This is a genomic window from Paenibacillus sp. GCM10028914, assembly GCF_042666275.1.
Lineage (GTDB): Bacteria > Bacillota > Bacilli > Paenibacillales > Paenibacillaceae > Paenibacillus_AQ.
In genome coordinates this window covers 167,994-181,305 of sequence record NZ_JBHTFO010000009.1, presented here as the reverse complement: position 1 = coordinate 181,305, position 13,312 = coordinate 167,994, and the positions used below count along the sequence as shown (strand labels likewise).

The window sequence follows — 13,312 nt, the reverse complement described above, 5'->3', positions numbered from 1 at the left end:
TGCTCCGCGGCAATTCATGAGCTGAGGTGAGAAGAGATGAGTAGAGCTGAGAAGAGAAAGCAGGAATTAGAGCGTATTATTTTTATCGGGAGAACGTTTGAAGAGTACATGCAGATGTTTGATCTTGAATTGCAGGAACTGAAAGGTAAGAGCATTCTCGATTGTCCCGCCGGTGCATGTTCATTTACTGCTATTGGCAGTAGGCAGGGACTGAACATTACAGCATGCGACATTGCCTATGATCATCCTGTCGATGATCTGGAGCGCAAGGGGCTACAGGATACGGAGCATGCGATGGAAACGATGGAAAGAGCAAAGGATATTTTTATCTGGGACTTTTATGAGAATGTACAGGGTCTTGGTAAGCATCGTCATCAGGCTCTTCATGATTGCGTGAAGGATATGCGGGAGAACTCTGAGCGGTATGTTGCTGCGACACTACCGAAGCTTCCATTTGAAGAAAGCCAGTTTGATCTGGTTCTGTCCGCGCATTTTCTGTTTATGTACGGCGATCGATTGGACTATGCGTTTCATCGGGAGACCATTCGAGAACTGCTTCGGGTGACAGCGGGTGAGCTTCGGATCTTTCCGCTCGTTGATCTGACAGGAACCCGATATGAGCATTTGGATCGGCTCGTGGCAGAATTACAGGAAGAGGGCTTGCAGACGGAGGAACGCAGAGTTCCGTATGAATTTTTGCAAAATGCCAATTCCATGCTGTGCATACGAAAGAGATAAGCGATATTGATAAATTAAAAAGAGGCACACACCCTAGGTAAGACTAAGGTGTATGCCTCTTTTTTGTGCCAATTATTTATTATAATAAGGGCCAATACCTTTGAATTCATTCAGCGATAACAGCTGGGATACCGTAACAAATTGATAACCTTGTTTTTTCAGAGATTCGAGTAACTGAGGCAGAGCATCCGCAGTACTAGAGTGAATATCGTGCATTAATATGATGGATCCAGGTCTGACATTTTTCATAACTTCTTTATTTACAGCCTGTGCATTTTTACTCTTCCAGTCTAAAGAATCGACGGACCATAGAATAATAGGCGTCTTCTGTTCTTTGACAACTTTTCTGACCGCGTCATTAATAGCGCCATAAGGTGGGCGGAAGAGCGTAGGTTTTGCTCCCGTTGCAGATTCTATTCGATCGGATGCTTTGGTTATCTCCTTGCGTACTTCGTTCAGGTTCATGTTGGCCAGATTCGGGTGGCTTTCAGAGTGATTCCCGATCTCGTGTCCGGCCGCGGCAACCTTTTTGGCCATCTTAGGATAATATTCTACTTGTACACCCAGCATGAAGAAGGTGGCCTTCGCGTCGTATTTTTTAAGAGTCTTGAGAACTCTAGGTGTCACTTTGGGATGAGGTCCATCGTCAAAAGTAAGAGCGACGTATTTTCCTTTAGGATCAAGTGGCGCTAAATTCGGTTTTTGTGCTTCTGTTTCTTTTTCAGTGTCATCCTTTTTAAGGATGTCCCATTCCTTGAGAAGCTCCTCGTCCATATATGAACGTAAAGATTCTAAAGGAATGTTCACATGGATCGATCCGGCTGCCCCAGCAGCAATTTCAAATTTATCGAAGTATAAGCTGAATGCCTTGTTACTGAGGGACCATTTCCACTGAGAGGGGCTCTCCAATACCTCCTGAAGGTATTCATCGAATACATATTCAGCAACGTCTTTTTGGTTCTGTAAGTCTTTTTTTACGATGGTTATGATATGGTCGATAGCGGACTTGTCTAAAGTCATAACGTCCGATAAGGCTAAAATCTTATTCTCAGCCGTGTTGATATTAAATGATTTAATGACCTCATTTCCGTTAGCTCCACCTGTTACTTTAGAAGAAGTGAATACTAAACTATACATATGATCATTGATTTTATTCGTATCTACCTTAATATTTAGTTCGCCGCGATGATCGCCTTGAAGCGTTATTTGATTCGCTTTTACTTCGTCTAGAAATTCAGTTTCTTGTTCTTTTATCCATTTTTGAATAGGTATATTTATCTCTTCACTGTTCGTGAGAGGGCTGCTGATTGACATGGTATAATGTTTGGCTTCCTTCGTTCTTGTTTCGATATTTAGTCCAGGATATGTACTGGAAGAAACTTTAAAGGTCTCTTTTTCATCGTTGTTTCCTGCCCTGACATCCTGCATGATCAGGCCGATTCCTATGATTACACCTACAAGTAGAATAAAGTTGAGAACCCAAACAGGCCGCCGTAATTTCTTCCTTCTGTTCACTTTGTTATTCATCCCTTAATCTTCTAATCTAGTAATTCATATAAGCCATTACTCATGGTACTATAAATGGTTCTTAATTGCAGATGTTAAAATATGACTGTTAATTTCCACGTTAAAATGACATCAACTCAATCACTTTGAGACGAAAAATAACCCTAGCCTGATCGCATATAGGCTAAGGTTATTACCTCATACATTATTATTTTAATTTTGCCTGTAAGAAGGCCCGAAGCTCTCCTGCGAAGTAACCAATCATAAACGTGATCATCATAACCAGAAAGAGATAGTATGTCTTCATCGGTTCTAAACCGAATGATATGAATACGTCTGAGAGCCAATAGGTATAAGAAAAACTCACAAGTAATACTAGCCAAACAGGGAGAGTGAGAATGAGACGTTTTTTCCATGAGCCTGTGCTTGTTTTCATCGTACCTCCTTGGAATCTTATATGAATTAGTCTATCGATGAGTAAACGTTTATTAGTAGGAAGGAGTTACGTTAGGGGCCTAACTTGTTGATCCTGTCCAGCTCGTTATACGAGGATCTTCCTGAACTCCTCTGTCAGCAGCGGTACGATCTCGAACAGATCACCGACAATGCCGTAGTCGGCGACCTTGAAGATCGGTGCCTCCGGATCTTTGTTAATCGCGATAATGACGCGCGACTGGCTCATGCCAGCAAGATGCTGGATTGCGCCGCTGATTCCGCAGGCAATGTAGATCTCGGGTGTTACCACCTTGCCTGTCTGACCGATCTGAAGTGCGTAATCACAATAGCCTGCATCACAAGCACCACGGGAGGCTCCAACCGCTCCGCCGAGCAGATCGGCGAGTTCTTCGAGCGGCTTGAAGCCTGCTTCACTTTTGACACCGCGACCGCCGGAGATGACAATTTTGGCTTCTGCTAGATCAATTTTACCGGATGTTTTACGTACGACATTTTTTACAATGGAGCGAAGAGAAGGAGAGGGATAGGCGATGTTTACAATGCTCGGGTTTCCGGTATCTGCTGGGGGTTCTGCTGCTGGAATATTATTCGGGCGGATGGTTATGACCCATCCTTCGGACTGGAACACACGCTTCTCGAATGCTTTGCCGGCGTAAAGAGGGCGGGTAAAGGAAGCTTCACCATCCTTGACTTCAATTGAGATGACGTCGGAAATTTGTCCGGCACTTAAAGCTGCTGCAGTTAATGGAGCGAGGTCCCGGCCGATAGCAGTATGACCGAACAGTACAATATCCGGCTGAGCTTCTCTGATGGCTGCATGAACAGCTGCCATATAAGCATCAGGTGAATAGTTCTCCAGATCATCGTGCTCGATTGTATATATGGTATCTGCACCATAAGGAATCAGGGCGGAAGTAGCTTCCGAAATATTAGATCCTGCTAATAGGATGCGAATGCTGTCACCGTCTGCGGCAAGAATGCGGGCGGCTGCCAGTGTTTCCAGTGCTACCTGGCGCAGCTTTCCGTCACGGATTTCGGCGTAAATCAAAATGGTCCTGCTCATAACATGACCTCCTTGGCTCAATATAGAATTGAGTTCAGTAATGAATCAATCTCATATTACCTTTAGGTGCCTCAATCAAGGGTACGTCCAAGGTTAACCACTTAAGAGGATGGTATGACGGACGGCCCTTGAGCCATACAATCAGAGTAAAGCGCCCGTTAGATGACCTTGGACTGGGTACGGAGCAGGGATACGAGCTCATGAGCCATTTCTGCCGAATTCCCTTTTAATATCTTTCCTGCGCTCCGCTCCGGCGGAAGAGACAGTCCTGATTGCTTCGTTGCAGGCAACACATCATCAGAAGAAAGGCCAATATCATCTAAAGTCAGTGTTTTAAAAGGTTTCTTCTTCGCCTTCATAATTCCGGGAAGCGAAGGATACCGCGGTTCGTTCAATCCTTGCTGGGCCGTGAACAGCGCCGGGAGTGGGAGTTCAAGCACTTCAAGGTCCCCCTCGGTGTCTCGGTGGATTTCAGCTTTACCGCCGCTGATGGTCAGTTTTGTGATCGAACCGGCATGTGAAATGCCGAGCATCCCGGCAAGTCGAACGGCCACTTGGCTGGATCCCCTGTCGATGGAGAAGTTGCCGCCGAGGATCAAATCGACATTTTCTTCAGCCGTTAGATAGGCATGCAGTACCTTCGATACGGCGTACTCGTCATCTGGTATTCGCTCATCACAGATTAGAACCGCATCGTCAGCACCCATCGCCAGTGCGGTTCTTAGCGCTTCCACTGTCCGGCTCGGTCCGACAGAGAGGAGGGTAACGGTGCCGCCGTGCTCATCGCGCAGTTTAACTGCTTCCTCCACAGCATACTCGTCGTAGGGATTAATGACGAATTTCACACCATCTTCGGTGATCTTACCGTTCTCAATTGTGATTTTTCCCTCTGTATCAAACGTCTGTTTGAGCAACACAACAATCTTCATCGGCCTTCGCTCTCCCTTCAATATGAGAATCTACGCATCGTCCGGGTTAACTTATTCCTGTCTGGAAACACCATGCAGGAAAAAGGACAGTGTGTCATCGACCTGATCTTTTAAAGAATATTTGCGTCCCGAAATCAGCCAAGAGGTTACCGCTTCATCCATCGACCCGAAGATCAGGTTGCGTACCAGCTTGATATTTAAGTTCGGCTGGAAACGCTGCTCATCTACACCTTGTTTCAGGATATTCTCGATCAGCACAATATATGGCTTAAGTGCGTTGCCAATTTCCTTACGAAGTTCCAGATCGCTCTGACGCAGTTCAATCTGCGTAACATAAGCGAGCTCGGGGCTACTCTCTAGCTCAGAGAAATGGATATAGCACACGTTACGTAGCGCTTCGGCTGGATCGGTAATACCCTCCACACTAGCGTGGAATTTCCCGACGAGCTCACCGAGTTTTTCCTGGAACAGGCGGATCAAGATATCCTCCTTTCTTTTAAAGTACAAATAGATTGTTCCGTCAGCGACGCCCGCGGCTTTGGCGATCTTCGACACCTGAGAGCGGTGGTATCCATGCTCGGCAAACACTTTCAAGGCGCCTTGGAGTATGAGTTGGTATTTATCATTCTTTTTAGCTGTCATAAGATCACCCCGATGATAGAAATAAAACTAAAATTATGAATGAATGATCATTCATTTCTTGAACACATCATAAGATACGTTATAAACGTTGTCAACGCGTTGTTTGATGAAAATTAAATGCATCGTAACTTGAGTGCACCACTATCTTAATAGAGGAGGGATGGTTTCCCGGTCGGTAGTATGACCGCTATTCGTCTTAGGAGTTATGAATACGCAACCATTTTGGGACTAATAACGCAAGGGGCTGATGAGGATGATCTGGCAAATGATCCATGCGCTGCTCTTCGCCTTGATCACCGGCTGGGCAATCTACATGTTCGCAAGCGTCGTGTATCGCCGGTATTTGTATATCCGTCTGGGACGGTCTGTTGATCTGGACACAGAAATGAAGGAGCGCTTAGGGCAATTTATTATCCAGGTGTTCGGCCAGAAGAAGTTATTCAAGGACCGCAAGAGTGGGATCATGCACTTTATCGTTTTTTACGGTTTTATTATTTTGCAGTTCGGGGCGCTTGACCTCATCTGGAAAGGACTTTCCGGTTACAACCTGCCGATTCCCGGGCACGCCGGATTTATTCTAATGCAGGAAATAACGGTCGTGCTCATACTTCTGGCCATCTTCTATGCCGCTTACAGGCGGTACGGTGAGAAGCTGAAGCGGCTGAAGCGAGGGTGGAAGCCAAGCCTTGTCATTTTCTTTATCACTTCGCTTATGATATCTGTCCTGCTGACGATGGCTTTTGAGAGATTGCGGGAAGGGCTGCCCGCGTCTGGATTTGCACCCATCTCGTCGGCGATTGCCGCTATGTTTGCTTGGATGCCGCATACCGGCACGACGATTTTCTACTATTTATTCTGGTGGATTCACCTCATCATTCTGCTCTCCTTCCTCGTATATGTGCCGCAGTCGAAGCACTTTCATCTCATTACAGCACCGATCAATATTTTAGTACGCAGAACGGAACCTGTAGGGCGACTAACCAAGCTTGATCTAGAGGATGAAGAAGCGGAGGAGTTTGGGGTTGGCAAAATCGAGGATTTCACGCAAAAACAAATGCTCGATCTCTACGCTTGTGTCGAGTGCGGCCGTTGTACGAATGTATGCCCTGCCTCGAATACCGGTAAATTGCTCTCACCGATGCACATGATTGTGAAGCTTAGAGATCACCTGACGGATAAGGGAGCTGCACTCACCTCCAAGTCTCCATGGATACCAGCTACGGTGTTTGGTTCTGCGGGTGTTCACATGATGGAAGTAGGGGAAGAATCCTATTCGCAGTGGAAGGGAGAAGGCATTACCGACATCGGACAGACGATGGCGATTCAGAAGCGTGCATGGCATCAGGTGAAGGGAGTAGAAGCTCGAGATGTCGAGCTGCTCGGCGGTGTTATGACCGAGGAAGAAATATGGGCCTGTACGACATGCCGAAATTGTGAGGATCAATGTCCTGTGGCGAATGAGCATGTCGATAAAATTATTGATTTAAGGCGTCATCTGGTTTTGATGCAGGGCAGTGTACCACAGGAAGGTCAGCGGGCGATGATGAACATCGAACGCCAGGGCAATCCATGGGGTATTAGCCGAAGCGACCGGAACAAGTGGGTGAACGAAGTCGATCCGGTCGGCAGTCTCGGACTCCGTATCCCGACAGTAAAGGAAAATCCGGATTTTGAATATCTCTTCTTCGTTGGCTCAATGGGTTCCTATGATAACCGCAGTCGCAAGATTACCCGCGCCTTCGTACGGCTGATGAATGAAGGGGGAGTCAGCTTCGCGATTCTTGGCAACGAAGAGAAGAACTCAGGTGATACGCCGCGCCGCATGGGTAACGAGTTCCTGTTCCAGCAATTGTGCACCGAGAACATCGAGCTATTCCAGAAATATAACGTCCGCAAAATCGTCACCGCTTGTCCGCATACGTACAATACATTGAAAAACGAATACCCCGACTTCGGGCTGGAAGCCGAAGTGCTGCATCACACTGAACTGCTGGATCAGCTGGTGAAAGAAGGCCGGTTGACACCGTCATATGAAGTCCCCGAGGCGGTTACGTATCACGATTCCTGTTATCTCGGACGTTATAACAACGTTTACGATCAGCCGCGAGATGTTCTGCGTGCGATACCGGGTGTGAAGCTGACAGAGATGGAGCGCACTCGCGAGAATGGGATGTGCTGTGGTGCCGGAGGCGGACGTATGTGGATGGAGGAGGATGAGGGCAAGCGGGTGAATCTGGCCCGAACCGAGCAAGCATTGGCGGTGTCTCCAACGATGATCAGCTCTGCTTGTCCGTATTGCCTGACAATGCTTGAAGACGGCACGAAGGAAAAAGAAGTGGAAGAAAGCGTGAAGACACGCGATATCGCAGAAATTTTGGAGTTATCCGTGTTCGGTCCGTCATCAATCTAAGATAGGGGAGGTTGCTGCATAATGAGCAATACCATAACGAAAGAGGGTATGAGCGAATTCAGCATTCCAAGCAGAACGATAGCCAGAGCAGCTGTTATTGGTTCGGGTGTTATGGGATCGGGCATCGCCGCCCATCTAGCAAATGCGGGCATTCCATGCCTCCTGCTCGATCTGGTCCCACAATCGTTAACTATAGATGAGGAAAAAGCTGGACTTACACTTGATCATCCGAAGGTTCGCAACCGATTGGCGACCAAAGCGCTGACTGGACTATCCAAGGCTAGCACCGCTCCACTCTATACGCCGGATTTTGCCCGGCGGATTACGCCTGGGAATACTGAAGATCACTTGAACCTGCTTACGGAAGCTGACTGGATTATTGAAGTGGTCACCGAGCGGCTGGATATTAAGAAGAACATTCTCTCGCTTATTGAAGGCGTGCGCAAGAAAGGGGCGATAGTCAGCACGAATACCTCCGGCATTTCCGTTAATGAAATGGCAGAGGACTGCAGCGAGGAATTCCGTCGTCATTTCTTAGGGACACACTTCTTTAATCCACCACGTCATATGAAGCTCTTGGAGATCATCCCTACCTTGGATACAGCTCCTGAAATTACAGCGTTTATGTCCGAGTTCTGCGAAAAAAGGCTAGGTAAAGGCGTCGTGCTGGCAAAGGATACCCCCAACTTTATTTCTAACCGGATCGGTACTTACGGGCTCTTGGTCACGCTCAAAGAAATGATTGAGAACGGATATACGGTGGAGGAAGTGGATGCTGCAACGGGACCTGCGCTGGGCAGGCCCAAGAGTGCCACGTTCCGCACACTTGATCTGGTCGGCATTGATACCTTCGTGCACGTGGCGCGGAATGTGTATGACAACGTACCGGACGGACCAGAGAAGGACGTGTTTACCGTCCCGGAAGTAATGAATGAGCTTGTATCCCGCGGATGGACTGGGGAGAAGGGCGGTCAAGGTTTTTATAAGAAAATAAAGGGAGAGTACGGCAGTAAAATCCTATCCTTGAATCTTAGCACGATGGAGTACAACCCAAGCGCTAAACTGAGCTCCGCTTCCTTGGAAGCAGCCAAGGCATCCAAAGGAGCCAAAAAGAAGATCAAAGCGTTCCTAGGTACAGAAGATCGCTACTCCGAGTTAGCATGGAACGTGATGAAACAGATACTGGTGTATTCAGCTGAGAAGCTTGGTGAAATCGCTGATTCAATTGAAGACATCGACAATGCAATGAAATGGGGCTTTAATTGGGAGCTCGGACCTTTTGAAACGTGGGATCTGATCGGTCTAGCCAAATCTGTACAACGTATGGAAGCTGAAGGTTTAGCTGTTCCGTCATGGGTGAAGGACTGGATTGAGGCTGGAAATGACTCGTTCTATAAGCAGAAAGATGGACAGTTATTTCATTATTTTAAAGGTGAGTACAAAGGCATAGAGGAGAAGCCGGAGATCATCTCCCTGCAGGCACTGAAGTCGCAGAATCGAATCATCCGTTCCAATACAGGGGCGAACCTAATTGATATCGGGGACGGGGTAGCTTGTCTGGAGTTTACTTCGCCGAATAATGCAATCGGTGGCGATATCTTGGTTATGATCCAGCAAAGCGTCGAGGAAGTTCGCGCTAATTACAGAGGGCTTGTCATCGCTAATGAAGGGCGCAACTTCTGCGTGGGTGCGAACCTGATGCTTATGCTGATGGAAGCTCAAAGCGGGGATTGGGATGAGGTGGATGACATCATTCGCTTGTTCCAGAGCAGCATGATGAAGCTTAAGGGACTGGAAAAGCCAGTGGTAGCGGCTCCGCACCGGATGACACTCGGCGGCGGGGTGGAAGCGTGTCTGCCGGCAGACCGTATTGTGTTCTCGTCCGAAACGTATTTTGGACTTGTGGAGACAGGTGTTGGCCTGATCCCTGCCGGTGGCGGCTGTAAGGAAATGGCTCTTCGCATCAGTAACAGTCAGCCTGACCCGGAGGCAGATCTCCAGCCTGCAATCAATCACATATTCGAGACCATTGCGCTAGCAAAGACATCCACTAGCGGACATGATGCCGTCCGAATGGGATATGGGCGATCAACGGATGTGGTGGTAATGAACCCGGATTACCGCATCTATGAAGCGAAACAGGCCGTTCTTGCCATGGATCGAGCTGGTTATATGCCACAGCAAGCGGGCCGTGCCCGTGTTGTCGGCCGAGATGGCCGCGCTGTGTTGCAGTTGGGCGCGCTTGGGATGAAGAGAAGCGGATACATTAGCGATCATGATCTTCTGATTGCGAAGAAGCTCGCGCATATTTTAACAGGGGGGGACGTACCTGCTGGAACGATTGTCACGGAGCAGCATCTGCTCGATCTGGAGCGGGAGGCCTTTCTGAGTCTGCTCGGTGAAGTAAAGACCCAGCAGCGCATGCAGCATATGTTAGCCAAAGGCAAGCCGCTTCGCAACTAATAAACCGTACAGGTGGAAGAGGTGAATGGCATGAGAGAGGCAGTGATCGTATCCCTTGCGCGAACGGCGGTCGGCAGGGCGAAGAAGGGAAGTTTAGCCCAGACACGGGTTGAAGATTTAGGGAAGGCAGTACTGGAAGCCGTTATTGAACGTGCTCCGGGTCTTACGAAAGACGATGTGGAGGATGTCATTCTTGGTTGTGCGATGCCTGAAGGGGAGCAGGGGCTCAATGTAGCTCGAATTATTTCGCTCCACTCAGGGTATCCAGTAACGGTTCCAGCGCTTACGGTTAACCGTTTCTGTTCATCAGGGCTGCAGTCTATTGCCTTCGCTGCAGAGCGCATCATGCTCGGTCATGCTGACGTGATTGTTGCGGGCGGCGTAGAGAGCATGAGCCATGTGCCGATGACCGGCTTTAAGCCGGCCCCACATCCGGGACTGGTGGAGATGATGCCTGAAGTATACATGGGCATGGGGCACACCGCGGAAGAGGTAGCCAGAAGGTTCCGCGTAAGCCGTGAGGATCAGGATGCATTTGCTGTCAGCAGTCACCGGAAGGCTGCTGCAGCGATCCGGGAAGGCAAGTTCCGGGATGAGATAGTACCTGTAAATGTGAAGCTGACAACGTCCGATGAACAGGGGCAGATTCGAAGCAAAGAGTTTACGTTCGATACTGACGAAGGGGTTCGTCCTGATACTTCACTGGCAGTTCTCTCTCGGCTAAAGCCAGCTTTTGCCCTCGGTGGAACAGTTACCGCAGGTAACGCATCCCAGACGAGTGACGGCGCCGCAGCCGTAGCGGTAATGAGCCGCGAGAAAGCAGAGGAGCTGGGTCTTACACCGCTTGCGACGTTCCGGTCCTTCGCTCTCGCTGGTGTGGATCCGGAAATTATGGGCGTTGGACCGGTTGAAGCCATCCCGAAAGCGCTTAGCATGGCGGGTATCACGCTAGATCAGGTGGGCCTGTTCGAGATTAATGAAGCTTTCTCTTCTCAGTGTTTACACATCATTCGAGAGCTAGGTATCGATGAGAATATCGTTAATGTGAATGGCGGAGCAATTGCTCTAGGTCACCCACTGGGCTGTACGGGTGCCAAGCTGACAACCAGCCTCATCTCTGAACTGGGCCGCCGGGGCGGCGGTTATGGTGTTGTAAGTATGTGTATTGGGGGAGGCATGGGTGCAGCAGGTGTGTTTGAAGTACACCGTGTCTAAAGTGAGTTCATCCACAATGGTGAAAGGGGAACGAAAGCATGGGCAATCATCAAACGAAACAACCTAAGATTGTAGGCGGCGGATTTGTTATCGACAACCCGGATGTTAACCGCATCCTTACACCAGAGGATTTTACAGAAGAGCACCGCATGATTGGTGATACCGTACGTGATTTTATCGATGGAGAAATCGTCCCGCAGGACGAACATATTGAGAAGCTGGATTATGAATTGACCGTTCAGCTGCTTCGCAAAGCTGGAGATCTTGGCCTGCTTGGTGCGGATGTGCCTGAAGAATTCGGCGGCATTGGACTCGACAAGGTAAGCTCCACGATTATTAATGAATCCCTTGCCAAAGGCTCCTCGTTTGCCCTTTCCTTTGGTGCTCATGTCGGGATTGGCACTCTTCCGATCGTGCTCTTCGGCACCAAGGAGCAGAAGCAGAAATACCTGCCGGACCTTGCGACAGGTGCCAAAATCGCTGCCTACTGCCTCACAGAACCGACATCCGGTTCAGACGCCATGAGTGCAAAGACGACGGCCCGTCTGTCAGATGACGGAGAGCATTATATTTTGAACGGGTCCAAACTGTACATTACAAACGCTGGATTTGCGGATGTGTTCATTGTGTATGCCAAAATCGATGGCGAGCATTTCACCGCATTCATTGTGGAAAAGGGATTGGAAGGATTCTCGCTCGGTCCGGAAGAGAAGAAGATGGGCATTAAGGGTTCTTCCACTCGTCCGCTCTTCTTCGAGGATGTGAAGGTGCCGAAAGAGAACTTGCTTGGCGAGATCGGCAAAGGTCACCGGATCGCATTCAACATTCTGAATATCGGACGTTACAAGCTCGCGGCTGGAACGGTTGGGGCTGCCAAAGAATCGATTGAGCTGAGCGCTAAATATGCGAATACCCGTAAGCAGTTCGAAACCCCGATCTCGAACTTTCCACTAATGCGTAAGAAGCTCGCCGAAATGAACATTACCTCTTTTGTGATGGAAAGCATGGTCTACCGTACCGCTGGACTTCTGGATGAAGCGATGCAGGATATCGATTACAACAGCGATGACGCGGGTACTCAGGTGGCAGCGGCCGTATCCGAGTATGCGATCGAGTGCTCGATTAACAAGGTTTACGCCTCCGAGGGGCTTGATTTTATTGCCGATGAAGGGGTTCAAATCCACGGAGGATATGGATATATACAAGAGTACAAAATTGAGCGGATATATCGAGACTCCCGTATTAACCGTATTTTTGAAGGGACGAATGAAATCAATCGACTGCTCATACCGGGCACACTCATCAAGAAAGCGCTGAAAGGCCAGATTAAGCTTTTGGAAAAGGCTCAAGGTCTTCAAGGAGAGCTTCTGCAGCTGGTGCCGGGTCAGACATTCGAACGCCCACTGGAACAAGAAGCCCACTATCTCGATATGAGCAAAAAGATCTTTCTCCTCGCTGGCGGTCTTGCTGTGCAGAAGTTCGGCACGAAGCTCGATAAGGAGCAGGAAGTACTCGCGAATCTTGCCGATATGATGATCGACATTTACGCCCTGGAAAGTGCACTTCTGCGTACCCGCAAACATATCGCCCGCACTTCGGAAGAGAAGGCAGCCAACATGATTGAAATGACACAGGTATTCGCGTATGAGGTATTCCAGCGCATGGAAGCATTGGCGAAAGAAACACTTGCCTCCGTGGAGGATGGAGATATGCTGCGGATGCAGCTGTCCGTATTGAAGAAGCTGACACGCTCTACGCCGGCAGACACGGTGGCTCTAAAGCGGAATATTGCAGCGCGTGTGGTGAAGAACGAGAGATATACGGTGTAGGAGCCAGATACAAACGTTTCTTGGATAAGGATATCGGAGTTGTTTCAACTTGGAGGAGGAG

The 13,312-nt window shown here is 48.7% G+C and carries 10 protein-coding genes; 5 read left to right on the top strand and 5 right to left on the bottom strand.

What is annotated here, in order from left to right:
* Nucleotides 1-36: 36 nt before the first annotated feature.
* Nucleotides 37-738: a class I SAM-dependent methyltransferase gene (locus tag ACFQV5_RS09460; protein WP_379246004.1), complete on the top strand. Its 702-nt coding sequence runs from the start codon at nucleotides 37-39 to the stop codon at nucleotides 736-738.
* 72 nt (nucleotides 739-810) lie between these two features.
* On the opposite strand, the gene ACFQV5_RS09455 is transcribed toward ACFQV5_RS09460, so the two are convergent.
* From ACFQV5_RS09455 to ACFQV5_RS09435, 5 genes are all read right to left on the bottom strand, one after another.
* On the bottom strand, nucleotides 811-2,265 hold the full coding sequence (locus ACFQV5_RS09455) for a polysaccharide deacetylase family protein (protein ID WP_379246002.1): 1,455 nt from the start codon (nucleotides 2,263-2,265) through the stop codon (nucleotides 811-813).
* Between the two features lie 187 nt (nucleotides 2,266-2,452).
* Entirely contained in the window at nucleotides 2,453-2,680 is a 228-nt protein-coding gene (locus ACFQV5_RS09450) for a hypothetical protein (RefSeq protein WP_379246000.1), read from the bottom strand.
* A 105-nt stretch (nucleotides 2,681-2,785) separates the two neighbouring features.
* Nucleotides 2,786-3,763, bottom strand: a complete 978-nt coding sequence (locus tag ACFQV5_RS09445; protein ID WP_379245998.1) for an electron transfer flavoprotein subunit alpha/FixB family protein — start codon at nucleotides 3,761-3,763, stop codon at nucleotides 2,786-2,788.
* Between the two features lie 158 nt (nucleotides 3,764-3,921).
* The gene (locus ACFQV5_RS09440) at nucleotides 3,922-4,692 is read right to left on the bottom strand and encodes an electron transfer flavoprotein subunit beta/FixA family protein (RefSeq protein ID WP_379246201.1); all 771 of its coding nucleotides are present in this window, start codon (nucleotides 4,690-4,692) and stop codon (nucleotides 3,922-3,924) included.
* A 51-nt stretch (nucleotides 4,693-4,743) separates the two neighbouring features.
* A complete protein-coding gene (locus ACFQV5_RS09435) occupies nucleotides 4,744-5,334 on the bottom strand; it encodes a fatty acid metabolism transcriptional regulator FadR (protein WP_379245996.1) in 591 nt (196 codons plus the stop codon).
* A 253-nt stretch (nucleotides 5,335-5,587) separates the two neighbouring features.
* Between ACFQV5_RS09435 and ACFQV5_RS09430 the strand changes: the two genes are divergently transcribed.
* The 4 genes from ACFQV5_RS09430 to ACFQV5_RS09415 are packed head-to-tail and all read left to right on the top strand — an operon-like array spanning nucleotide 5,588 to nucleotide 13,251.
* Nucleotides 5,588-7,744 carry a (Fe-S)-binding protein gene (locus tag ACFQV5_RS09430; RefSeq protein ID WP_379245994.1) on the top strand — a complete coding sequence of 719 codons (2,157 nt, stop codon included), beginning with the start codon at nucleotides 5,588-5,590 and terminating at the stop codon, nucleotides 7,742-7,744.
* A 21-nt stretch (nucleotides 7,745-7,765) separates the two neighbouring features.
* On the top strand, nucleotides 7,766-10,207 hold the full coding sequence (locus ACFQV5_RS09425; RefSeq protein WP_379245992.1) for a 3-hydroxyacyl-CoA dehydrogenase/enoyl-CoA hydratase family protein: 2,442 nt from the start codon (nucleotides 7,766-7,768) through the stop codon (nucleotides 10,205-10,207).
* Nucleotides 10,208-10,237: 30 nt separating this feature from the next.
* The gene (locus ACFQV5_RS09420) at nucleotides 10,238-11,422 is read left to right on the top strand and encodes an acetyl-CoA C-acyltransferase (protein WP_379245990.1); all 1,185 of its coding nucleotides are present in this window, start codon (nucleotides 10,238-10,240) and stop codon (nucleotides 11,420-11,422) included.
* Nucleotides 11,423-11,460: 38 nt separating this feature from the next.
* On the top strand, nucleotides 11,461-13,251 hold the full coding sequence (locus ACFQV5_RS09415) for an acyl-CoA dehydrogenase family protein (RefSeq protein ID WP_379245987.1): 1,791 nt from the start codon (nucleotides 11,461-11,463) through the stop codon (nucleotides 13,249-13,251).
* The last annotated feature ends 61 nt before the right edge of the window (nucleotides 13,252-13,312 follow it).